Source organism: Microbacterium enclense (assembly GCF_001456955.1).
GTDB classification, from domain to species: domain Bacteria; phylum Actinomycetota; class Actinomycetes; order Actinomycetales; family Microbacteriaceae; genus Microbacterium; species Microbacterium enclense.
The window spans coordinates 1-22,773 of sequence record NZ_KQ758476.1; the positions used below are offsets into that span (position 1 = coordinate 1).

Below are 22,773 nucleotides of genomic sequence, written 5' to 3' on the forward strand. Positions count from 1 at the left end.
CCACGACCGCGACGGCGGCGGCGAACAACGACGCCACCGCTGCGGCACAGTCCGCGGGTTCCTCGACCGCCGCCGTGAACGGGTCCACCCAGGCCTCCGCGAACGTCGGCGCCACCGCCAGCGCATCGTCCGTCGCCGCAGCACAAGCCGCCGCCATGAACGATGCAACCGCCACCGGCTCCACGACCGCGACGGCAAGCGCCAACGCGAACGCGTCGGCGGCCGCATCGGCCGCGTCGAAGGGCACGTCGCAGTCCACGGCGTCCGTGAACGTCGACGGGCAGGGATCGTCGGTCGCATCGTCCGCCGCGTCTGCTCAGGCGAATGCATCGGCATCGGCCGCTGCTGACTCCCGTGCGAACGCTGCTGCCGTGGGAGCCGCGTACAACGACGCGTCGACGACCGCTACTGCGGCCGCGAACTCGAACGCACGTTCCGCGTCGCAGTCCGCGGCTTCGTCCACCGCTGCCGTCAACGGAGCCACCCAGGCCTCCACCACGGCGACGACGAGCGCGAACGCGTCCGCGGCATCCGCCGCAGTCGCCGCCGCGAACGCGGACGCGAGCGCCGCGACGAACGCCGCCGCCTCGGCAGCCGCGAAGGCGAACAACTCGGCTGCAGCACAGTCGGCCGCAACGGCTGCCTCGACCTCGAACGCATCCGGCAATTCCCAGGCCAACGGACTTGCTGTGACCGGCTTCGAGGCGACCAGTCTGGTCCCTGGAGCGGTCGCCGGACTCACCGGGCTGCTGATCGGTCTGCTGGCACTGGTTGCGTCTCGACGGAAGCGGACGCAGTCGTAAGCTGACACACCCGAGCGGGGGTGTCAGGGAGATTCACTCCCTGGCATCCCCGTTCGGCGTTTCAGCTGCCACGTGAGAGCGAACCCGCAGACGACGCGTTGCAGCTTCGGGCCGGCCCCGAATCAGAGATCGACCTCTGATGCAACCCACCCCCGCGAACTCGCTTGCTGGGAGGAAGCTGGATGTCACGAGACTCCCGCCTCGAGCGGGCATCGGTTCACACTCGCGAAAGGAACAACAATGGGATTCTTCGGATTTCTTCTCCTCGGCCTCATCGCCGGCGCCATCGCCAAGCTGATCCTCCCCGGCAAGCAGGGCGGCGGCTGGCTCATCACGCTCGTGCTCGGCGTCGTGGGCGCGCTGCTGGGCGGGTTCCTCGGCTCCGTTCTCTTCAACGCGCCTTTGGAGGACTTCTTCTCGATCCAGACCTGGCTCCTCGCCATCGGCGGCTCGATCATCGTCCTCCTCATCTACGGCCTGATCGTGGGGCGTCGCGCCACGCGCTGACGACCATCATCGAAAGGCCCGGGGCGGTGGGACCGCGCCCCGGGCCTTTCGGCGTTTCTGCGTTCGTCAACCCGGGCTGTTGATCGCATCCGGACTCCTACCGTGGGCGGATGCCACGTGACACCCTTTCCGCACAGACGCTCGCCCGCCGAATCGTCCAGACCGCCTCGGCCGACGTCGAGTCCAGTGAGGCGGCGGCTCTCGGCGATGAACCCGACGGCCTGCACCAGCACCGCGTCGCCGTCCGGCGACTTCGGAGCGTGCTCGCCGTCCTGCGTCGCATCGCGCCGGCGTCGGAGACTCGCGCGCTGCGCGCGGCGATGAAGGAATGGGGTCACTTGCTCGGTGACGCGCGCGACGCCGAGGTGCGGGCGGATCGTGCCGAGAGCACTCTCGCGGAATGCGGCGTCGACGATGCCGATGCCCGCCGGCGTCTCGTCGGCGACGAACGCGCTGCATACCGCCACCTGCACGAGCGTGTCGTGGAGGCGCATGACTCGGACGCAGCGCGTGCCCGGACGCAGGCCCTGCGGGAAGCCGGACTGCGCCTCGAACTCGATCACGACGACGCCAGGGCGAAGAAGGTCTTCCGTCGCCTGCTCGTTCGAGAGGCCGACCGTGTCGCACGCGCCGCGCGGCGAAGCGACGGCTCACTGGAGCGCCTGCACGACGTGCGCAAGGCGTCACGCCGCCTGCGGTATCTCGCCGAAGCGGTCGACCGCGCCGACGCACACGTGCCCGGCGCCGACGCCCGGCGTCTGGGCCGGGCCGCGAAGCGGGTCCACAAGCTCCTCGGCGAACACCGCGACGACCTCCTGCTCGCCGAGCGCGCGAGACGGATGCATCGGCGGGCGTTCACCGCGCAGGAGGACACCGGTCCGTACGACGCCGTCGCGGCACGCGCTGACCAGCGTGCGGAGAAGCACATCCGACGTGTGCCGAAGGCATTGAAGAAGGTGAGAAAGGCGGCGAAGCGGCTCGCCTGACGCTCTACGGGACGACGATGCCGACTCGCCCTCGTCTCTCCTTCTCTTTCCTCGCCACCGTCCTCCTCGGTGCCCTCGCGGCCGGAGTCGTACTGTGGCCGCAGGGGGTCGGCATCCATCGACTGCCCTTCGTGGCCAACGTCATCTCTCTGCGCGGGATCTTCGCGCTCGGTCTCGCGGTGCTCGCCGTGATCGCCGGCGCGATCGCCGTCCGGCGCAGGAGATGGGGTGTCAGCGCCGCCCTGGCGATCGCGCTCGCCGCGGGGTCGCTCGGACACGTCGGCGTGCTGATCGCGCGCGGGTGGAGTTCGTCGACGTCGGGAGGCGATCTCACCGTGGTCTCATGGAACGCCTACGGCGGGGGCGCGTCGCCGGCTGACATCGCTCGACTCGTGCGCGAGACCCGCGCCGATGTCGTCAGCCTCCCCGAGACGGATGCGTTCGCCGCGGCGGAGGTCATCGGCATCCTGCGCCGTGCGGGGATCGAGATGCGCCACGACACCGTCGCCGCAGCGCCGGGCGGCGAGACCATCCCGACATCGATCCTCATCTCGAACCGGCTCGGCACTTACACGCGCGACGCGTCGATCCCCTCGACGCCGGGTCTGCCGAGCGGCGTGTGGCGACCGGTCGACGGCGACGGGCCGACGCTCGTGGCCGCGCATCCCATGCCGCCCCTGCCGGAGACCATGGCGGAGTGGGACGAGGGCCTGCGCTGGATCGCGGCGCGATGCGCGGAGTCCGATGTGATCGTCGCGGGCGACCTGAACGCCACCGTCGACCATTTCGCCGGCCTCGGCTCACGCGAGGACGTGATCGGCGGATGCCGTGACGCGGCGTCCGAGGCCGGTGGGGCAGCGCGGGGGACCTGGCCCGTGCGGCTCCCGGTCGCTTTCGCGGCCCCGATCGACCACGTGCTCGTCGGCGCTGCCTGGCGCGTGGAGTCGTTCGCCGTGCTTCCCGGGTTCGACGACGCCGGCAGCGACCACCGGCCGATCGTCGCCACCCTCACCCGTGAAGACCGCGCAACCGTGACGCCGTGACGTGACGGGAGGGTCGGATCACTCCAGCGTCGGCGGCAACACGTAGACGACGTCGGCGCCGTCGCGTGCGTGCTCGACGAATCCGATCCGCGCGAGCACATCGTGTGCCGGGTGGTCGCTCGCAGCGACGCAGGCGTACAGCGGCCGTTCGGCCTCGTGTGCGGTCAACAAGCGCAGGGCCTCGGTCGGCGCATCGTCGTCGGCGTCGGGCGAGACGGCGAGCAGGATCTCCCGGTCGCCTTCGACGTCCATCGCGGCGGCGACGCCGACCACCGCGGCATCCTCGACGATGACCTGCGCGACGACGTCGGCACGTGCGGTCCAGGCATCGAACGAGGATCGATCGTCGAACGCGGCGCGAGGCCAGGCCGACCCGCTCGCGCGGGCGGCCGAGAAGGCGGCATCCCGATCGTCGTCGTGCAGGTCGCGCAGCTCGATGTGGGACATGCCGTCACGCTAGCGTCGCGCGACCGGGCGATCGCCGGACTTGTGCGTTCACGCGAAACCGTGCAGGGCGAGGAACGTCCACGTGGCGCCATTGGTGTCGCGCGCCGCGATCTGCGCGCGGAGGTGCTCGAAGAGCGCTCCGCGGGTGCCGTCGGAGACGCTCTCCCACCCGTCGAGATTGCGGCGGAGGACCAGGTCGGTCTGATCCAATGCTCGGCCGAAGACGATATTGCGCGAACTGGCCGCGGCGTGAGTGTAGAACGCGAGGACGGCGGTGACGTACGCCCGCGAGGAGTCGGCGTCGCGCATGCGGTCGACGAGGTCGAGCATGGTGGCGATGTCATCGTCCGTACAGCGGGGGACCGCCACGCGGAGGGCGCCCGCGATCGTGTGGGCGGCGTACTCGCGCATATCGATGCGGGCGCGATCGGAGAGGGCGGAGACGCGCGTGTACCTGTTCGCCGCGACCTCGACGAGCCCGATCCTCTCGAGCTTCTGGAGGGCTTCGCGCACCGGTGTGCGAGAGATGCCCATGAGCTCGGCGAGTTCGACGTCGCGGAGGCGGTCGCCGGGTTGCAGCCGGCCGTCGACGATGGCCTCGCCGAGGGCACGATATGCCTCGTCGACGAGAGCCGAAGCACGGCGGCGACCATCCATCAGCCGGATTTTACGACGTGCGGATAGCACAGAACGTCGGTCTTGCTCCGAAATTCTTCGTTTTCGTGTCGCGCGCACGCCTCCGCGCCGGTATTGTCATCTCGTCACGCCTCGCGTGACATATCCGGGGGGATCCGTCGACGCCCGGGCTTCGAGCCTCGCTCAGCCCGGGCGTCGTATGGGCTGACGTGCGTTTCCGTCGCGATGCGTCTCGCGCAACGTTTGTGTCACGGTGCCGTGCGCACGACGAATCCGGCCGTTACCGTGGGGGCACAGTCCGGCGCGCTCGGTGTCGGCTCGAGCGGGAAACGGCAACACGATGAGCACGCAGGGCACGGTCAAGTGGTTCAACTCGGAGAAGGGCTTCGGCTTCATCGCCCCGGATGACGGTGGGCAGGACGTCTTCGCCCACTACAGCGCCATCCAGTCGGGCGGCTACCGCTCGCTCGAGGAGAACCAGCGCGTCGAGTTCGAGGTCGCCCAGGGCCCCAAGGGCCTTCAGGCGGAGAACATCCGCGCGCTCTGACTCTTCCGACACTTCTCGAGCACTCCGGCCGACGCGAGGCGTCGACCGGGGTGCTTCAGTTCTCCTGCCGCACGAGATCGACGCCCGCCGCAGCGAACTGCCGAATCGTCGCGTGCGGCAGGAACGCCCGTGTGAGCGCGGCTCCGATACGGGTGAGATCCGCTTCGTCGCGGTACAGCAGGTACATGGTCTCGTACCGCGGGTGGAACTTCTGCTTGAACCGGTGCAACGACGAGAAGCCGTAGACCGGCTCGAGCAGGTCGGCCAGGCGCCTCTGCAGGTCGGCGATCACTCCGGCGTCCGCGGGGTACTCATGCGCGAGGGGAGCGCCCGACAGCGACATGACCTGCGCGCCCTCGGCCGAGAACTGCCGGGCGGAGGCGCCGATCAGGAACTCCATGACCGGACCGAAGCCGCCGTCGCGTCGACGCATGAGATCGAGGGTCCAGCCGCGGATGGCGCCCTCTCCGTAAACGGGCAGCCACGACAGGAATCCGTCGACATCACCCGCGGGCGAGACGGCCAGCGCGACACGCACCTCGGGGTCGGACGCCTCGTGCAGGGTCCCCAGTGTGAATCCCATCTCCGGCAGACCCTTGTCGCCCACCCAGCTCTCGGAGATCGCCCGGAGCTGCTGCCGCACGCCCCACGTCTCGTCGCCCAATCGCGACAGCCGGAACGTCATGCCCTCGCGTTCCGCGCGGTTCAGGGACGTGCGCACCGCCCCCCACGCCTTGCCCGTGAACTGCAGCCCTGGCAGGTCGACGACGGTGTCGTCGGCCACCACGATGCTGCGCCACCCCGCCGGAACGGCCGCGAGCGTGGCGGCTCCGGCGCTGAAGAAGCAGGGGGCCAGTCCCGCGGCCTCGGCGCGGTCGACGAAAGCGCGCACTGTTGCGGCTCGGGACTCGGGCGGGCCGAGCGGGTCGCCCAGCGCGAGTGCGACCCCCGAGCGGCGCTGGTACGCCACCATGCCGCGGTCGAAGCGGGCGTACGACATGCCCTCCCACGTCGTCATCCACGACAGGGTTCCCCCGCCGCTGGCGCGCAGTTCCTGCTTCACCTCATCGACGGTCGGCGCCGGAGCGTCTCCGAGGGCAGCCCGCGGGCGCGCGCGGAACGCTGCACGCACCAGCACGAAGTACACCGACGCCACGATCCACAGCGCCGACGAGGCGAGCACGCTGCTGATGTCGGCATCCGCCTCTGCCTCGATCCCCGGCGCTCCCGACAGCAGCAGGATGCCGACGACCAGCACCACGAGAATCAGGTTGAGCGCGCAATAGACGATCACGACGATCCACGCCCACCGGCGGCCTCGACGCAGCGCCGTGGCGACGACGAGGACGACGACGGTGTTGACCGCCACGTCGATCCACGACCCTGCGGCCGCCGCGGAGTATCCGAACGGCCCCGTCATGGGAGCGACGTAGCCGAGGATCTCGATGGCGCCCAGCGCACACAGCACGACGAACGCGACCAACCGCTGCTCGCGGACGCTCACGCGCTGCGGACGAAGGGAGCGGTCGACGGCGAGCACGAGCAGCACGGCCAGCACATGCTCGAGGTCGGGGAGCGAGCCGTAGTAGAAGAACGACACGGCGAGCACGGCGAGGAAGACGGTCCACGCGCGGAGCCGCCACGGCGAGGGGAGAAGGGCGAGAGCCGCGGCCAGGCAGGCGAACAGCCCGCCCGACGGGCCCACGTCGAGAGCGGTGGCCTGTTCCTGAGCCCATTGCCACGGCAGCAGCGAGGCGCCCCAGAGGAACGCGGAGGCCGCGAGCACGGAGAACAGCTGCCCCGCGGCGAATGTCGTGGCGGCTGCGCGCGAGCCGCGGCGCGCTTCGAGAAAGGCCATCGCCGCGAGCAACGGGATGCCGGCGGCGTAGATCCAGGGAGCGCTGACGAAGAACGTGCCCGTGATGGGCGTCCACCACCGGCCGGCCCGAAGGGCGGGGAGGCCGTACGCCACGGTGTCGTACAGATCGGAGTCGGCGAACGGACGCCACAAGCCGCCGGAGAGAACACCCACCAGCAGCAGCACCCCGGCCAGCGACAGGGAAACCGGCACCCGCCGTACGACCGAGAGCGAGCGCGTAGCGAAGGTCTTCTCGGCCATGCCGCTCACGATAGGGCACGGGCCGTGCGCGGCGGGATGGTGCCGTGGCACCGAGTGTCGCGGGGGCGCGACCGCGGCGCGGAGTCGCACCGCGTGCCGCTCACCGGTCGGCGGGCGACCTCAGCGCACTGCGGCCCACGCCGCCCGAGCCGCCGCCAGGGCCGCCGCAGCGTCGGTCGCGGCGCGGGCCTCGGCGAGGTGGCGACGCGCGCGCTCGAGACGGAGCAGCAGGGCGATGCGGTTCTCACCGTCGGGCGCTGCGAGCCCGGCCTCATCAGGCACTGCATCGCGCGCGTCAGCCGCGGCGAGGGCGGCGCGCGCGCAGGCAAGGGTTCCCGGCAGGGCGGCGCGAGCCGCCTCCAGACGCCGTCGCACGCTGACGGCCTCGTCGAGCAGTTGGTCGCGTTCTTCGCGCACCGTCGCGACGACGGCGATCGCCTCGCGCGGTCGGCGCGACGCGGAGGCGGCGGCGTCGTCGAGGGCGTCGGCGGCGACCCGCAGGCGCTCCGCCGCGCCGGGGCGACACGCAGCGGGTCGCGAGGTCGCCACATCGAGAGCCTGTTCGACCTCGCTCCGCGCCGCCGCGAGCTCGGCGTCGGCGTTGTCGGCGGCCTGCATCGCGACCCGGTGATCATCCTCGACGGCGCGCAGGTGACGCGCGGCGCGGTTCACGGCCGCGGTCGCCCGGAGCAGGTGGTCGGCGGTGGGTTCCGCGGCCGCTCGGTCGAGGGCGGTGTCGGCCTCGGCGAGGGCGTCGGTCGCGGCGCTCGCAGCCGTGGCGGCATCGGCCCAGTCCACATCGTCGAAGCGCGCGCGCAGGGCGGCGATCAGCGGCTCGGGGTCGCCCGACGCCGCCACCAGCTCGTCACGCCGTGCGCGGGCGGCGGCGAGAAGCCCCTGGGGCGTGCGATGGACGGCGACCCAGTCGGTCAGCTGCGAACGCGTCGAGGCGACACTCTCGCGTTGGAACTCGAGCGCCTGCGTGACGCGTGCCGCCTGCGTCCGGCGGCGGGCGGCCACGCCGGCGTCGTCCTCCAGGGCGAGCACGTCACCGAACCCGCGATCGCGTGCCCGGTGCGCCGTCGCTCGCGCTCGCCGGAGGGCGATCGGGACGTCGGTCGCTTCGTCCGCGTCGGCGGCTTCGAAGGCCAGATCGAGGTCGCGAAGCGCATCATCCAGTGCGAGCAGGGCGCGAGCGGCATCCGATACCGCGCGGTCGGCGGCCGCTCGAGCGCGGGGCGAGCGGCGCTGCAGGCGCACCGCGACGACGACGATCAGCGTCACGAGGGCGGCGGCGCCCAGGGCGATCGCCGCCGGCACCAGCCACCCGAGATCAGGCACCGGCGGAAACGTGCTCGGAGGAGTCGTCGTCGACGAGGAGCAGGGCACGCAGCTGATCGACGTCGCCGACCGCGGCCTGGGCGCCCTCGGCTTCATGGGGCCAGCTGAAACCCCAGCGCACGAAGATCACCGGCACTCCGGCATCCTGACCGCCCTCGACATCATGATGCCGATCTCCGATCAAGACGGGTCGCGAGGTGTCGGCGCCGGCGGCCTCGAGCCGGCGCAGCGCTTCGCGCACGATGTCGGCCTTGGAGCTCAGTGTGCGCTCGTCGAGGGAGGCGCCGACCGTCGCCTCGAGGGCGGGGGCGAGACCGAAGTGGTCCATGAGCGCGACGACCTGCACCTCCGGCTTCGAGCTCGCGGTCGACTGCGGCACCCCGGCCGCGTGCAGTTCGTGCACCAGGTCGCCGACCCCGGGGTAGAGCTGCGCGCTGACGGTGTAGCCCTCGCTCTTGTTGAGGCCGCGGTAGAAGGCGACGGCCTCGACGGCCTGCTCGGCTGTCATGCCGACGTTCACCTGGAACGACTCGAACATGGGCGGACCGATCCAGCGCGACAGCTCGCCGCGCGTCGGGGGCGTGCGCCCGAAGTGGTTCAGCGTGGTCGTCAGGCGGCGGAGGATCCCCTCGGACGCGTCGACGAGGGTTCCGTCGACGTCCCACAGGACGCACGAGAAGGGAGAGCGTTCGGGCATGCGTCCACGCTACCGGGGCGGCATCGCGGCGGGTCGACCGGATGCCGTGCGCAGACCCCTCGACCGCCTCAGGCCGAGGCGCAAGCGTCGGTCTCCGCCGATATTCGGTGCGTGCTCAGAACAGTCGCGGTGCGCCGGACTGCACGCCCTTCATCTCCTCGTAGTCGAGGGTGAGGCAGCGGATGCCGCGGTCGGTGGCCAGCACGCGCGCCTGCGGCTTGATCTCCTGTGCGGCGTAGACGCCGGTGACCGGGGCGAGCAGGGGGTCGCGGTTGAGCAGTTCGAGGTAGCGCGTGAGCTGCTCGACGCCGTCGATGTCGCCGCGACGTTTGACCTCGATCGCCACGGTGCCGGGGCCGTCGTCGTTGCGCAGCAGCAGGTCGACCGGGCCGATGGCGGTGGGGTACTCGCGGCGGACCAGCGTGAGGTTCTCGCCGACGACCGACACCTGCTCGGCGAGCAGCCGCTGCAGGTCGGCCTCGACGCCGTCTTTGATGAGACCGGGGTCGACGCCCAGGTCGTGCGCGGTGTCGTGGATGATCTCGTGGATGCGCACCAGCAACGCGTCACCCGTCTTCGCGTGCGTGACGCGCCAGCGCTCAATCACGCCGTCTTCGACGTCGACCTCGTCGGGCTGCTCGAGGGTGAGCGAGCACGGCGGGCTCATCCAGTTCAGCGGCTTGTACGATCCGCCGTCGGAGTGCACCAACAGGCTGCCGTCACCCTTGTGCACGAGCAGGCGGGTGGCGAGGGGCAGATGCGCGTTGAGGCGGCCGGTGTAGTCGACGGAGCAACGGGCGATGACGAGACGCACCGACCCATTGTCCCAGGAGTCGCGGCGCGTCGATGCCGTTGCCCGGGCGGGGCACGTCGTCAACCCGATCAGCCTCTCGCGGTCAGTACTCCCCGCCCGGCCAGACGTCTTCCGGCAGGACGAAGCAGGGAGAGAACGACAAGATCTGCACGAAAGTCTTGTCAACGGAGAGGGCCACGAGGTACCCCTGACCGTCGTCACCGACGACGTGTGCCCGAGGTTGACCATCAGTCGTCGAATCGGTCTTCGTTCGGTACGAGTCGCGGCCGTCGTATGTGCGCGCAATCGCATTCACAACGGCCGCACCGTCGTAGGTGCCGTCAGAGCTCAGCACGACCTTCGTCTGCCCGGACCACTGGTAGGCGCCCTCCTCACTGCACGACATGAGCACCCCGGTCGGGTTCTGTTGGACGGCAGAGACCTGGGCGGCGGGGACGAAGTCCGCCAGCGCGACCTCCATGCCCTGGGCCACGCCTTTCGCTTCGTCGAGACTGAGGGATTTGTTCACCGAGGCGTCTCCTATTGAAGGGCTGCAGCCCGTGATAGTGACTGCGCACGCCGCAAGAACAGCGAGACCACGGCAAAGTCGTATCGATTCAACCTCCGGGAATCGTGTGGCCACGGATCGTCTGATGGTTTGAGTCCCGGCTGTCATGGACATCTCTCGCGCTGGGCTGGGTGCACGGGGGACTCAGTACTGCTTGCTCGGTGACATCCCGTCAGGCAGGACGAAGCACGGGGAGAACGAAAGGATCTGTACGGCGGTCCGATCGGTGTTTTCGTTCACAAGATAGCCGGCCCCGAATTCTCCCAAGACGTGCACGCCTGGTTGCCCGTCGATGGTGGGGGCTGGTTCCGTCCGGAAACCGTCCCCGTTTCCGAAAGCCGCGGTTATCGCATCTACGAGTCCCTGTGGGTCGACCGATGCTCCGTCCCTGTAGGTGACATCTGTTCGTCCTGACCATTGGTAGCCACGCTCCCGATCGCAGGAGAGTAAGAAACCGGACGGTCGTTGTTCGATCGACGCGATCGACTCGCTTGGCACGTAGCTTGCTAGTTCACTCTCCATCTCTTGAGCGGTCGCTTTAGCGGCGTTCAGAGTCAGCGACTTGTCGGTGCCGCCAGGTGTCGTGTCATCAGCACAACCGCTCAGGGCTGCCAGCAGAACCATGGAGGTCGTGAGAGTTGTCATCGAGCGCCTCCAGGATGTCTCGTTTGTCGAGGAGGGAGGCGAACACTCCCCATACCGAATACTCAATACGAGCCGCCCGGCGACAACCCCTCCTGCAGTTCGAAGCACGGAGAGAAGGATGCAATGCGGACGCCGGCACGGTCCGGGTCTTCGGAAACCAAGTATCCCGCGCTGTCAGGCCCGACGATGTGGGCTCTCGGTTCGCCGTCCGAAGTCTGCTCGACGGCTGCGACGAACGAATTCCTCCCGTCGTAGGCGGCGACGATCTCGGATGTCAGCGCTTTCGCGTCGACGCGTTTGCCCGGCGCGATGCGAACCGTCGTCGCGCCCGTCCACTGGTATGACCCGTCGGCACGACACCGGAGCAGGACGCCGGAGGGGCGCTGGTCCACGGAAACCACGATATCCGGGGGGATGAAAGCCGCGAGCTCCGTCTCGACGCTTTGTGCGACTGCCTTCGCTTCTTCGACCGTAAGGGACTGGTTCACATCGGATCCTTCGTCGTGGGTACCGCAGCCCGCCAGCGTCAGGGCGAGGATGGCTGGGATCAGGAGTGTCGGGAGAGGCGGGCGGGTCATTTGCGAACCTCGCGATAGATGTCTTCGAGCGCGGACTGGTTCTCCGCGTCTTGGCTTGCAATGAGGTTGTGGTTCTCGATTGGTGTCGTGGTCAGGGGGATGGAGAGCGGAGGTCGAGTCGAGAAGACCGCGGCATCCGAGCCGGCTCCTGAAGGCAGATATAGCGTGAAATCCCCGTCTCGGCCGTAAAGGTGTGAGGAGAATGACGAATCTCGGGTGGGGATGCGTCCGTCCCATACGACGCCAGCTCCTTGCGCGATCGAGAGCGCGTCGGTGTAACCCCAATGGAAGTACCGAGTGTCGGTGTTGGGCACCCAACCTGACGGCATCCCCGCTCCGGCCAATGAGTGCACCTGTGAGTATCTCGCACCGGCTACCTCGGAGGAAGTGATTGCCGCGAGTCCCCATGAATGACCCATGGCGTCCTGCTGGGCGGATGCGGCTTGAGGTGACGCACAGAGAAGCTCGCGCTGAAATTCGGCTATGAGACGACCTGATGCCTGTGCGGCCGACTCGTCATTCGCTTCCAGAATGCGCCCCAGGTTCGCTTGACCACTGCCCGCATCTTCACCTGGGAATGGTCCCTCTTTCCAGACGAATGTGGTCACTCGAGAATCATTGGTCTGCAGCCAGCGCCCCACCTGCTGCACCTCGTCGCCGTAGAAACTGTGAACGCTCGTGAATGTGCCGGGCACGTACGTGATGACGTCGGTCGTCGTGCCGTCGAGGGTTCCGATCATCTCGATGATGCTCTGCGAGTCGGGTTCATACAGGTAGAGCTGGACATCGCCATCGGCGGCGCGCTGAAGATAGTCGCGTTGCTTGCGGAGGCGTTCGATTGCGGCTCGCCTCTCAGCGCTGGCAGCGGCCGGTTCTCCGCTTCGACCGGCTTCTTCGAGTCGCCGGATCTCGGCGTCGACGGCGCGAGCGCGCGTGTGTGCGTTCAGGGCATTCGCTGCGACGCGGCTCACCGGGGGAACGCCGCCAAGCGAACCCACGATCAACGGTGCACCGAAAATCAAAGCTTCGAGCGATCGAGGGTTCTCAGTTGCTCGTCCAATCCACCATGTGTTCACCGCCGCGGCATCCGGCGGACTCTCCAGCAGCAGACGGCGCCAATCATCGTGCAGCGCCAGAAGGGCGCGAGCGTCGTCGGCCGTTCCGGCGCTGAGTTTCTCGAGGATCGCGAAACCGACGTCGTTCGCCACCGCGTCGTACTCCGCTGCCCACGCGGACATGGATCGTGTTGTCGCACCCGCGGGGTCCGCGTTCAGCAGAAACACATCGGGTCGACCGATGGATGCCAGGTCGCCGCGCGCTTCTTCGATCGCGGTGTCGCGCAGCGTGCGCACGGCTAGGCATTCGCTGAGGAGCGTCTGGTTGCGGATGAACTGCCCGGGTCCCCACGTGTCGCCGGTGCTTCCCAGACCAGTGTCGTCTGAGGTCGCTCGAAACCGGCGGACGGCGTCGCGAAAGGTCTCGATCTCGTCTCGCAGGGACCTCTCTTGCTCGCGTGCCAGCGCGAGGTGGTCGGCGAGTTGAGCCATGATCGTCGCGACACGCTTCGTGGTTGCGGCGAAGTCATCGGCCGCTCGAGGCACGACGGACATGCGGGAGAGCAGTTCCCCGGCCTCGGGAGCCCGGTAGTCCAGATGCAGCGTGCTCCATCTCGTCGTCAGGCGCTCGGACGAATCCGAGACGGAGTCGGCGTACCGACGGAGGGACGCCGCGACGGATGAGAGGGCAACGGGGTCGATCGCCACCGAGGGGACGTCGGAGAGAGATACGAGCGTCATCGCAGCGTCGCCCCGAATCTCCCGGGGCCTGATGCACCTGGCGCGGTCGCGGCAGCGTCGGCTCTCGAGGTGGTCGCGGCCATGTCGTCGTCAGCCTGCACGTACGCGAGAGCGACGCGACCGGCAGCTGTGACGACAGCCCCGCCGTGCTGAACCGCGCGCGGGCCATTCTGTCGACGCTCTGAGGTCGCGCTGCCCAACGCGTGACTGAGATCCCTTTCAGCAGCGACGAGGTCTGCCAAACGGTCGAGGTCGGAGGCACTTCCGGTCACCGCTTGCCCGAGAACCTCGAGTTCCGTCGCGACGCCGTCGGTGGTCGAAATGAACCGCGCCACGTCGATCGAGTACTGCCCGCCCATACGCAGAACGATAAACAGGGACACCGAGCGAACCCGTGGTTCCGCGCAGATCTGTGGATAAATCACCACTCTCGTGGCGGTCGATCACCAGCTACGGCAGCGCGTCTCGATCTGCCGCGCCGGCTCCGGGGGCGGGTCGGATTCAGTCGCGCCGCGCCGGCTCCTTCGCGGCTTCGGTCACAGTTAGAGGCTTGGCGGCGCCCGAGAAGAGGCCGGATGCCACGATCAAGCCGACCACGATCAGCAGGGTGTTGAGCAGGCCGATGTGGTCGCCGATCCAGCCGAGGATCGGCGGGCCGCAGAGGAACGCGACGTACCCGATGGTGGCCGCGGCAGCCACCCGCGAGGCGGCCTTGGCGGGGTCGTCGGCGGCGGCGGACATGCCGATCGGGAAGCCGAGCGACGCTCCGAGACCCCAGAGCGCCGCGCCCACGAAGACGAGCGGTCCGAACGGGGCGAGGATGAACAGCAGCAGACCGGCCGCGGCCGTGCCGGCGAGCACGCGCAGCACGAGCACACGCCCGAACCGGTCGACGACCGGACCGCCAACGATGCGCCCCGCGGTCATGGCGACCGAGAAGACGGCGAGTACCGCCGGGCCCGCTTCTTCGGGGGCACCGTGCCCGTAGACGACGGCGGAGGGCAGCCAGTCGTTCGCGCTGCCCTCGGCGAAGGCCATGCCGAGCATGATCACACCGAGCGTGTAGGTGCGCGGCTCGCGCCATGCCTGCATGGAGACGGCGAAGCGCTCGCGCCAGTGGGCGCGCTCCTCGGCGACCGGTGCGTCCATCGCGACCTCTGCGCGAGGCACGTTCGCCACCGAGACGAAGGCGACGACGAGGATGACCGCTCCCATCGCGACGCAATGCGCCATGACCGGGATCCCCATGCTGACGGCGAGGAAGCCCAGACCGGCCCCGATGACGGTGCCGAAGCTGAAGAACGCGTGCAGCAGCGGCATGATCGTGCGACCGGTGGCCTTCTCGAGCGCGGCGCCTTCGACGTTCATCATCACGTCGACGGCGCCGTTGCCGAAGCCGAAGAGCGCGAGGCCGACGAGCGCGACGCCGAAGAGCTGCAGGGTGTCGGCGCCGAAGCCGATGATCGCCAGGCCGACTCCCACGAGCACGAGCGCGACCAGCATGCCCGAGCGGGCTCCGATGCGGGCCATGACGGCGGGGGCGATGGACAGCCCGATGATGGATGCCACGCCCATGCCGAGCAGGAGGAGCCCGACGCCGGCGTTCTCGATGTCGAGCGACTCGCGGATCGCGGGCACGCGCGACGCCCATGTCGAGATGCTCAGACCGCTCGCGAGGAAGATCGCGCAGATCGCGATATGCCAGCGGACGAGCTGGGACCGGCTCAACGTGGTGTGCATGGCGCCCACTCTACCGAATCGATTCGACATCGATCGAATCGATTCGGAACTGGGCTCGGACGCGGGTAGCATCGCCCCGTGAGCATCCGTCGCGCGACCATCAGCGACGTCGCCCGTGAGGCCGGCGTCTCACCGTCGACCGCGTCGGTGGTCTTCAGCGGCAAGACGCCCACCTCCGAGGCGACCCGCGCGCGGGTGCTCGCCGCGGCAGAGGCCCTCGGCTACACGGGGCCCGACCCCCGCGCGGCGTCGCTGCGGCGGGGCCGCTCCGGCATCGTCGGCGTCGTCTTCGACCAGCACCTCGGTACGGCGTTCCTCGACCCGGTGACGACGCACATGATGGACGGTCTCGCCGACGGCGTCTCGCGGCTGGGCGCGGCCCTCCTCCTTCTGCGCGACGACGGTGTCACCGTGAGCGAGCCCTCGTTGCACACGGCTCCCATCGACGCCGCCGTGCTCATCGGCTGCAGCCCGCGCATGCGCGACTCGCTCGAGATCGTTCGAGCTCGTGGCATCCCCGTCGTGGTCGTCGAAGGCGATGCGGGCGACGGCATCCCGCGGGTTCTGCTCGACAATGCCGAGGCGCAGCGCGAGGCCGCGCGTCACCTCGAAGCTCTCGGTCATCGCGACGTCGTCATCGTCACCCTGCCGATCGACGCGTCCCGGCGGCGCGGATGGATCGCCGATGACGCCATCGTCGGGGTCGATGTGACCGCCGATCGGCTGCGGGGAGCCAGAGAGGTGTTCCCTGACGCCCCCGCGCTCGCCGCGGCGACCAGCTCGATCGACGAGGGCGCCATCGCCGGGCGCACGATCTTCGCCGAGCGTCGGCCCACCGCGGTGATCGCCCAGAGCGATCTGCTCGCCGCCGGCGTCATCCGCGCCGCCGAGGAGGCGGGACTCCGCGTGCCGCACGACGTCAGCGTCACCGGCTTCGACGGCGTCGTCGTCGACGGACTCGCCCCGCATGTCCTGACGACGCTCGTGCAACCGGCGACGGCGAAGGGGCGCGCCGCGGGCGAGGCGGTCGCGGCGATGCTCGAGGATGCGATGCCTTCGGGCCTCGATCTCGAGTGCGCCTTCCGGGCGGGTACGACGACGGCCGCGCCACGTAGCACATGAGGGACGTGGGTACGGGAACTCTCATGCGCCGCATAGAATAGGTTCGACACCCCGAGAGCCCGGGCAACCGCCCGTCGACCCCGAGGAGGCCCGCGCATGTTGATGTTCCTCGGCGCGTTCGCGGTCCTCCCGCTGCTGCTCCCGTGGCTCGTCTCCCGGATCGGCGCGCGCGCCTTCTACGTCGCCGCGGTGCTTCCGGCCCTCGCCTTCGCGCACGCCATCGTGTTCGCACCCGCGGTCTTCGCCGGCGACATTCCGTTCGAGGAATACCGCTGGATTCCGGCGATCGACGTCTCGCTGTCGATGCGCATGGACGTGCTCGGCTGGCTGCTGACGCTCGTCGTCACGGGCGTCGGCGCGCTCGTCATGCTGTACTGCCGCTGGTACTTCCGCGGAAAGTCCCATGGCGTCGGCCAGTTCTCGGCCGTGCTGCTCGCCTTCGCCGGCGCGATGTACGGGCTCGTGCTCACCGACGACATCGTCGTGCTCATCATGCTGTGGGAAGTCACGAGCGTGCTGTCGTACCTGCTCATCGGCTACTACCACGCGCGTTCCGCGAGCCGTCGCGCCGCCCTCCAGGCGCTGCTGGTGACGACCCTCGGCGGTCTGGTGATGCTGATCGGCGTCGTGCTCGTCGTCGTGCAGGCCGACACGTCGAGCCTGTCGGCGATCTTGGCCGACCCGCCCACCGGCACCGTCGTCGACATCGCGGTGCTCCTGCTGCTGGTGGGCGCGCTGAGCAAGTCCGCCATCTTCCCCTTCCACTTCTGGCTCCCCGGTGCGATGGCGGCTCCGACCCCGGTCAGTGCGTACCTCCACGCGGCGGCCATGGTGAAGGCCGGCATCTACCTCATCGCCCGCCTCGCCCCCGGCTTCGCGGAGACCCCGTTCTGGCGGCCGACCCTGATCGCGCTCGGGGTGTTCACGATGCTGCTCGGCGGCTTCCAGGCGTTGCGGGAGCGCGACCTCAAGCGCATCCTCGCCTTCGGCACCGTCAGTCAGCTCGGGTTCCTGACGGTCATGCTCGGCTACGGCACACGGGATGCCGCGCTCGCGGGCGTCGCGCTGCTGCTCAGCCACGCCCTCTTCAAGTCGTGCCTGTTCCTCATCGTCGGCGTCATCGACCGTCAGTTGAACACCCGCGACATCGGACAGCTCTCGGGGCTCGGACGCCAAGCGCCCGTGATGGCCACCGCATCGTTCATCGCGATCGCCTCGATGGCCGGCGTCATCCCGACCCTGGGCTTCGTCGCCAAAGAGACCGCGCTGACGGCGCTGCTGCACGAGGCCGAGGCCGGAGCGGGGTGGGGGATCGTCGCGCTGGTAGGCATCGTGGTCGGCTCCGCTCTCACGGCGGCATACGGCATCCGGTTCCTGTGGGGCGCCTACTGGACCAAGCGCGAGGTCGAGACCACCGACTGGCCCGACCCGCCGATCGGCTTCCTCTCGGCGCCCGTGCTCCTGGCCGCCGCCTCGCTCGCGCTCGGTGTGCTCTCGCCGATCGTCGACCACTGGCTCGCCCCCTACGCCGACGGCCTCCCCGAGGCGACACCCGGTGTGGGTGCACCCGACTACCCCTACCATCTGGCGCTCTGGCACGGTCTCGAGCCCGCGCTCTTCATCTCGCTCGGCACGCTCGCCCTCGGCGCGGGACTGTTCTGGGTCGTGCGCAAGACGCAGCTGCACAAGCGTCGGCGCCTGCTGCCCTTCACCGCGAACGACGCCTACAACGTCAGCCTGCGCTTCATCGACCACTCGTCGGAGTGGGTCACCGCGCGCTTCCAGCGCGGCTCACTGCCGTTCTACGTCGGCACGATCTTCGTCGTGCTCGTCGTGGCCGAGGGAACGGCGCTGCTGGCCTCTCGCGAATGGCGGGCGCAGCTCGACGCGTGGCAGTCACCGGCGCAGCTGATCTCGGCGCCCATCATGATCGCGGCGGGGATCCTGGCGGTGCGCGCGCGCAAGCGCTACACCGGCGTCGCCCTGGTCTCGGTCACCGGCCTCGGAATGGTCGTGCTGTTCGCGACCAGCGGTGCTCCCGACCTGGCGCTCACCCAGGTGCTGATCGAGACGGTCACCCTCGTGGTCTTCGCCCTCGTGCTGCGCCGACTGCCCGCGCGCATGGGCGAGCAGAACGAGTCCGTCGCCCCCCTGGCCCGGGCCATCCTCGGTGCCGGTGTCGGCCTGACGATGGCGCTGGTCGCGATCGTCGCGACCGGAGCACGGCAAGACCTTCCCATCTCCCTCGAATGGCCGCCGCTCGCGTACGACATCGGCCACGGCCGCAACGTCGTCAACGTCGCGCTGGTCGACCTGCGCGGCTGGGACACCATGGGCGAGCTGTCGGTGCTCGTGCTCGCGGCGACGGGTGTGGCATCCCTCGTCTTCATCACCGACCGCAGCGACAACCTCGCCCGCCGCTCGGGCACCGCGCGCAGCGTCGTGGGCCTGGGACGCCGTCGTCCGCTGGTCGAGACCGACGAGGGCGTCCGCGCGCAGCGCGTCGGCGAGACCGGCGCCCCGCGGGCCTGGCTCGTCTCGGGCGCGAAGGTGCAGCCCGAGAACCGGTCGATCCTGCTCGAGATCGTCATCCGGGTGCTCTTCCACACGGTGATGATCGTGTCGCTCTACCTGCTCTTCGCCGGCCACAACCTCCCCGGCGGCGGTTTCGCCGGCGGGCTCGTCGCGGGCATGGGCCTGGTCATGCGCTACATCGCCGGCGGACGCTGGGCGCTCGGCGCCGCCGCCCCCACCGACGCCGGGCGCCTGCTGGGCGCGGGCATGGCCATCGCCGTGCTGTGCGCCCTGGCTCCGATGCTTTTCGGCTTCGCACCGTTGCAGAGCTTCACCTTCGAGGGCGAGCTGCCGATCATCGGGCACTGGGAGTTCGTGACCAGCACCATCTTCGACATCGGCGTGTACCTCGTCGTGATCGGCCTCGTGCTCGACGTGCTCCGCAGCCTCGGCGCCGAGGTCGACCGGCAGTCGCAACTGCCCGAAGACGCGGAGGTGGTGCCCTCGTGAGCATCTCCCTCGTGCTGGTCATCGTCATGGCCGTGCTCTTCGCCTGCGGCGTCTACGCCATGCTCGAGCGCAGTCTCACCCGCGTGCTCATCGGGTTCCTGCTGCTCGGCAACGCCGCCAACCTGCTCCTGCTCATCGTGATGGGCGTCCCCGGGCGCGCGCCGTTCTACGACGGGGGCGAGACGGATGCCGCGGACATGTCCGACGCGCTGCCGCAGGCGCTGACCCTCACCGCCATCGTCATCACGTTCGGCATCTCCGCCTTCCTGCTCGCCCTGATCTACCGCTCGTGGCAGCTGGGCCAGGCCGACACGGTCATCGACGACGCCGACGATGTCGCCCTGCGCACCCGCACGGCCGACGAGGTCGAAGACGCGATGGACGAGGAGTCGCGTTCCGACGACGACGACGTCACCACCGACTTCGTCGGCGACGTGGCCAACCCCATCCGCGTGCTGCACCAGGGCGATCTGTCGTCGCTGGTCGACGATGCACCGGTCGATCGGGTGGCCGTGCGTCGCGACGACGACCGCAGCGATCCTCAGGACGGTGACCGCCCGTGAGCGCGCTCGTACCCCTGCTCGTCGGCATCCCCCTGATCGGTGCCGCGATCAACCTCGTCTTCGGCCGCCGCAAGAGGGTGCAGATCGTGGTGTCGGTCGCCTCCCTCGCGGCGGTGCTCGTGCTCGGCGCGATCCTGCTCGTCACGGTCGACACGAGCGGCCCCATCGCGGTGGCGATCGCGGCGTGGGACATCCCGTTCGGCATCGTGCTCTACGTCGACGTGCTGGCCGCGCTGCTGGTCGTCGTCACGAGCATCGTGCTGCTCGCGGTGCTGCTCTTCTCGATCGGACAGGGCGCAGCCGACAACGACGAAGACACCCCCGTCTCGATCTTCTACCCGGCCTATCTCATCCTCGGCGCGGGCATCTTCAACGCCTTCATCGCGGGCGACCTGTTCAACCTCTACGTCGGCTTCGAGATCCTGCTCGTCGCCTCGTACGTGCTGATCACCCTGGGCGGCACCGAGTCGCGCATCCGCACCGGCGTGGTCTACATCGTCGTCTCGCTGGTGTCGTCGATCCTCTTCCTCGCGGCGATCGCGATGGTCTACGGCGCGCTCGGCACCGTCAACATGGTGCAGATCAGCGAACGGATGCAGCTGCTCCCGCAGGACACGCAGACGATCCTGCACCTCATGCTGCTGCTGGCGTTCGCGATCAAGGCGGCCGTCTTCCCCCTGTCGTTCTGGTTGCCCGACTCGTACCCGACCGCGCCCGCCCCGGTCACGGCGGTGTTCGCGGGCCTGCTCACCAAGGTCGGCGTCTACGCGATCATCCGCACCGAGACGCAGCTGTTCGTCGGCAACGACCTGAACTTCCTCCTGCTGATGGTGGCGCTGGCGACCATGATCGTCGGCGTGCTCGGAGCCGTCGCGCAGGCGGAGCTCAAGCGCATCCTGTCGTTCACGCTCGTCAGCCACATCGGCTACATGATCTTCGGGTTGGCGATCAACACGCCGCTCGCGATCGGGGCGACGATCTACTACATCGTCCACCACATCATCGTGCAGACGACCCTCTTCCTCGCGGTGGGGCTCATCGAGCGTCGCGCGGGCAGCACCTCGATCCTCAAGGTGAAGGGGCTCATGCGGGGGGCGCCGGTGCTGGCCGTGCTCTACTTCCTGCCGGCCATCAACCTCGGGGGACTCCCGCCCTTCTCGGGCTTCATCGGCAAATACGCGCTGTTCGACGCCGGTGCGCAGGTGGGCACGCCCGTGATGATGGTGCTGATCGTCGGCGGCATCGTGACCTCGATCCTGACCCTGTACGCGCTCATGCGCGCATGGAACCTGTCGTTCTGGCGCGAAGACGACGACTCCGCCGAGACCACCGAACGCATCGCGTACCTCGGCAACGCCCCCGCGGCATCCATCTCGACCGAGCGACGCACGATCCCCAAGATCATGACGGTGGCCACCGCCGGCATGGTCGTCGTGACCCTCTCGCTCACCGTCTTCGCCGGTCCGCTGCTCGACGTGTGTTTGCGCGCCGGCGAGCGGGTGGCCGAGGGCGTGTCGCTCGTGCAGCTGCAGGAACAGGCGGGTGAGTGATGAGTCCGACGCGTCGATCCCAGGTGACCCTGTTCCTGCACCAGCTCCCCCTTCTGGTGTGGCTGGTGGCCCTCTGGATGCTGCTGTGGGGCCAGTTCACCTGGCTCGCACTGCTCACCGGCCTCGTGGTGGCCGTTTTCGTCACGCGGGTGTTCCGCCTGCCGCCGGTGGAACTGTCGGGGCGCATCAACCTCTGGTACGGCCTCGTCTTCGTCGTCACCTTCCTCGGCGCGGTCGTGAAGGGCTCGCTCATCGTGGCGTGGCAGGTGCTCGACCTGCGTCGCCAGCCGGGCGCGGCGATCATCGCGGTGCCGCTGCGCGTCGACGACGACGTGATCATGGCGCACACGGCGGTCACGGCATCCCTCATCCCGGGTTCGCTCATCGTCGACGTCGACCGTGAGAACCGCACGCTGTTCCTGCACACCATCGGGGTGCGCAGCGAAGCGGATGCCGAGCACCAGCGCCGCGTCGTGCTCGGGTGGGAGGCGCGCATCACGCGCGCCGTCGGTTCGAAGGAAGAGCTGCAGGAGCTGCGGGCGCGTATCGCCGACAGCTCGGCCCACCACGCCGATCCGACGGCTCGAGGGCGGAGGGCCTCGCAATGACCACCGTGTTCGTCGCCGTGATCCTCGTGGTGTTCGCCGCCGCGGCGGTGCTGGCGCTCATCCGCCTCGTCATCGGTCCCTCGATCCTCGACCGCGCGGTCGCCGCCGACGTGCTGCTCACCGAGGTGGTCTGCATCCTGGGTGCCGACATGGTGATCAACCAGCACACCCGGTCGCTCCCCGCGATGCTGGTCATCGCGGCCATCGGCGTGTTCGGCTCGATCGCCGTCGCCCGCTTCGTCGCGCGGAAGGAGAACCCGCGATGACCATCGAGGCCGTTCTCGACACCGTCGCCCTCGTGCTCGTGCTGATCGGCGCGGTGCTCTGCCTGACCGCGACCATCGGGCTGTTGCGCTGGCGGGACGTCCCGACCCGCTTGCACGCCGCGACCAAGCCGCAGGTGCTGGGCGTGCTGCTCATCGTGATCGCGGTCGAGCTGTCGCTGCGCTCGTGGGCGGCCCTCGCCTTCGGCATCCCGATCGTGCTCATCCAGTTCGCCACCGCGCCGCTCGCCGCGCACATGGTGGGCCGCGCGGCCTACCGCAACCGCACGACCGACGAGGAGAACCTCTTCGTCGACGAGCTTCGGCACAGCACCGAGCAGCCCGGCTCGACCGGCAGCGAGACGCGTCCCGAGAGCTGAGTCGCTCGGCGGCTCCC

The 22,773-nt window shown here is 69.3% G+C and carries 25 protein-coding genes; 11 read left to right on the forward strand and 14 right to left on the reverse strand.

Translation table 11 applies throughout. The features are described 5' to 3' along the window. Together AS029_RS17385 and AS029_RS17390 are read right to left on the reverse strand one after the other, a co-directional pair. A partial coding sequence (locus AS029_RS17385) for a hypothetical protein (RefSeq protein WP_139168154.1) occupies positions 1 to 247 on the reverse strand: 247 nt, incomplete at its 3' end. Between the two features lie 69 nt (positions 248 to 316). Continuing rightward, a complete protein-coding gene (locus tag AS029_RS17390) occupies positions 317 to 742 on the reverse strand; it encodes a hypothetical protein (protein WP_167345290.1) in 426 nt (141 codons plus the stop codon). A gap of 301 nt (positions 743 to 1,043) precedes the next feature. Here AS029_RS17390 and AS029_RS15655 point away from each other — a divergent pair, with 301 nt between their 5' ends. From AS029_RS15655 to AS029_RS15665, 3 genes are all read left to right on the forward strand, one after another. After that, complete coding sequence (locus AS029_RS15655) at positions 1,044 to 1,310, forward strand: GlsB/YeaQ/YmgE family stress response membrane protein (protein ID WP_058233532.1); 267 nt, start codon at positions 1,044 to 1,046, stop codon at positions 1,308 to 1,310. Positions 1,311 to 1,420: 110 nt separating this feature from the next. Next, positions 1,421 to 2,296: a CHAD domain-containing protein gene (locus AS029_RS15660; protein WP_058233533.1), complete on the forward strand. Its 876-nt coding sequence runs from the start codon at positions 1,421 to 1,423 to the stop codon at positions 2,294 to 2,296. 17 nt (positions 2,297 to 2,313) lie between these two features. Then, positions 2,314 to 3,339 carry an endonuclease/exonuclease/phosphatase family protein gene (locus tag AS029_RS15665; protein ID WP_058233534.1) on the forward strand — a complete coding sequence of 342 codons (1,026 nt, stop codon included), beginning with the start codon at positions 2,314 to 2,316 and terminating at the stop codon, positions 3,337 to 3,339. A gap of 18 nt (positions 3,340 to 3,357) precedes the next feature. On the opposite strand, the gene AS029_RS15670 is transcribed toward AS029_RS15665, so the two are convergent. After that, on the reverse strand, positions 3,358 to 3,786 hold the full coding sequence (locus tag AS029_RS15670) for a hypothetical protein (protein ID WP_058233535.1): 429 nt from the start codon (positions 3,784 to 3,786) through the stop codon (positions 3,358 to 3,360). Between the two features lie 48 nt (positions 3,787 to 3,834). Beyond that, positions 3,835 to 4,443 carry a GntR family transcriptional regulator gene (locus tag AS029_RS15675; RefSeq protein WP_058233536.1) on the reverse strand — a complete coding sequence of 203 codons (609 nt, stop codon included), beginning with the start codon at positions 4,441 to 4,443 and terminating at the stop codon, positions 3,835 to 3,837. A 319-nt stretch (positions 4,444 to 4,762) separates the two neighbouring features. Between AS029_RS15675 and AS029_RS15680 the strand changes: the two genes are divergently transcribed. Further along, on the forward strand, positions 4,763 to 4,969 hold the full coding sequence (locus tag AS029_RS15680) for a cold-shock protein (RefSeq protein WP_058233537.1): 207 nt from the start codon (positions 4,763 to 4,765) through the stop codon (positions 4,967 to 4,969). A gap of 55 nt (positions 4,970 to 5,024) precedes the next feature. Here the strand turns inward: AS029_RS15680 and AS029_RS15685 are convergent, their stop codons facing one another. The 10 genes from AS029_RS15685 to AS029_RS15725 all read right to left on the reverse strand — a co-directional run bounded on the left by AS029_RS15685 (position 5,025) and on the right by AS029_RS15725 (position 15,246). Next, positions 5,025 to 7,088 carry a bifunctional lysylphosphatidylglycerol flippase/synthetase MprF gene (locus AS029_RS15685; protein ID WP_058233605.1) on the reverse strand — a complete coding sequence of 688 codons (2,064 nt, stop codon included), beginning with the start codon at positions 7,086 to 7,088 and terminating at the stop codon, positions 5,025 to 5,027. Between the two features lie 120 nt (positions 7,089 to 7,208). Continuing rightward, positions 7,209 to 8,429: a hypothetical protein gene (locus AS029_RS15690; protein WP_058233538.1), complete on the reverse strand. Its 1,221-nt coding sequence runs from the start codon at positions 8,427 to 8,429 to the stop codon at positions 7,209 to 7,211. Beyond that, complete coding sequence (locus tag AS029_RS15695; protein WP_058233539.1) at positions 8,422 to 9,126, reverse strand: HAD hydrolase-like protein; 705 nt, start codon at positions 9,124 to 9,126, stop codon at positions 8,422 to 8,424. The genes AS029_RS15690 and AS029_RS15695 overlap by 8 nt, the downstream gene beginning before the upstream one ends. A 115-nt stretch (positions 9,127 to 9,241) precedes the next feature. Then, positions 9,242 to 9,940, reverse strand: a complete 699-nt coding sequence (nucS, locus tag AS029_RS15700) for an endonuclease NucS (protein ID WP_058233540.1) — start codon at positions 9,938 to 9,940, stop codon at positions 9,242 to 9,244. Between the two features lie 82 nt (positions 9,941 to 10,022). Further along, a complete protein-coding gene (locus AS029_RS15705; RefSeq protein ID WP_139168156.1) occupies positions 10,023 to 10,448 on the reverse strand; it encodes a hypothetical protein in 426 nt (141 codons plus the stop codon). A 183-nt stretch (positions 10,449 to 10,631) separates the two neighbouring features. Next, positions 10,632 to 11,132 carry a hypothetical protein gene (locus AS029_RS17395; protein WP_139168157.1) on the reverse strand — a complete coding sequence of 167 codons (501 nt, stop codon included), beginning with the start codon at positions 11,130 to 11,132 and terminating at the stop codon, positions 10,632 to 10,634. 62 nt (positions 11,133 to 11,194) lie between these two features. Next, on the reverse strand, positions 11,195 to 11,710 hold the full coding sequence (locus tag AS029_RS15710; protein ID WP_058233542.1) for a hypothetical protein: 516 nt from the start codon (positions 11,708 to 11,710) through the stop codon (positions 11,195 to 11,197). After that, a complete protein-coding gene (locus AS029_RS15715; protein WP_058233543.1) occupies positions 11,707 to 13,506 on the reverse strand; it encodes a hypothetical protein in 1,800 nt (599 codons plus the stop codon). The genes AS029_RS15710 and AS029_RS15715 overlap by 4 nt, the downstream gene beginning before the upstream one ends. Next, complete coding sequence (locus AS029_RS15720) at positions 13,503 to 13,865, reverse strand: DUF6507 family protein (RefSeq protein WP_139168158.1); 363 nt, start codon at positions 13,863 to 13,865, stop codon at positions 13,503 to 13,505. Before AS029_RS15720 ends, AS029_RS15715 begins: the two co-directional genes overlap by 4 nt. A 142-nt stretch (positions 13,866 to 14,007) precedes the next feature. Continuing rightward, complete coding sequence (locus AS029_RS15725; RefSeq protein ID WP_058233606.1) at positions 14,008 to 15,246, reverse strand: MFS transporter; 1,239 nt, start codon at positions 15,244 to 15,246, stop codon at positions 14,008 to 14,010. A 78-nt stretch (positions 15,247 to 15,324) separates the two neighbouring features. On the opposite strand from AS029_RS15725, the gene AS029_RS15730 reads away from it, so the two are divergent. From AS029_RS15730 to mnhG, 7 genes are all read left to right on the forward strand, one after another. After that, entirely contained in the window at positions 15,325 to 16,368 is a 1,044-nt protein-coding gene (locus tag AS029_RS15730; protein ID WP_058233545.1) for a LacI family DNA-binding transcriptional regulator, read from the forward strand. 96 nt (positions 16,369 to 16,464) lie between these two features. Next, on the forward strand, positions 16,465 to 19,392 hold the full coding sequence (locus AS029_RS15735; protein WP_058233546.1) for a Na+/H+ antiporter subunit A: 2,928 nt from the start codon (positions 16,465 to 16,467) through the stop codon (positions 19,390 to 19,392). Then, positions 19,389 to 19,955: a Na(+)/H(+) antiporter subunit C gene (locus AS029_RS15740; RefSeq protein WP_058233547.1), complete on the forward strand. Its 567-nt coding sequence runs from the start codon at positions 19,389 to 19,391 to the stop codon at positions 19,953 to 19,955. Before AS029_RS15735 ends, AS029_RS15740 begins: the two co-directional genes overlap by 4 nt. Next, complete coding sequence (locus tag AS029_RS15745; protein ID WP_058233548.1) at positions 19,952 to 21,505, forward strand: Na+/H+ antiporter subunit D; 1,554 nt, start codon at positions 19,952 to 19,954, stop codon at positions 21,503 to 21,505. Before AS029_RS15740 ends, AS029_RS15745 begins: the two co-directional genes overlap by 4 nt. Next, positions 21,505 to 22,113, forward strand: coding sequence for a Na+/H+ antiporter subunit E (locus tag AS029_RS15750; protein ID WP_058233607.1), 609 nt, complete (start codon positions 21,505 to 21,507; stop codon positions 22,111 to 22,113). Before AS029_RS15745 ends, AS029_RS15750 begins: the two co-directional genes overlap by 1 nt. Then, positions 22,110 to 22,379 carry an MrpF/PhaF family protein gene (locus AS029_RS15755; protein WP_058233549.1) on the forward strand — a complete coding sequence of 90 codons (270 nt, stop codon included), beginning with the start codon at positions 22,110 to 22,112 and terminating at the stop codon, positions 22,377 to 22,379. The genes AS029_RS15750 and AS029_RS15755 overlap by 4 nt, the downstream gene beginning before the upstream one ends. Continuing rightward, complete coding sequence (gene mnhG, locus AS029_RS15760) at positions 22,376 to 22,756, forward strand: monovalent cation/H(+) antiporter subunit G (protein WP_058233550.1); 381 nt, start codon at positions 22,376 to 22,378, stop codon at positions 22,754 to 22,756. The genes AS029_RS15755 and mnhG overlap by 4 nt, the downstream gene beginning before the upstream one ends. The last annotated feature ends 17 nt before the right edge of the window (positions 22,757 to 22,773 follow it).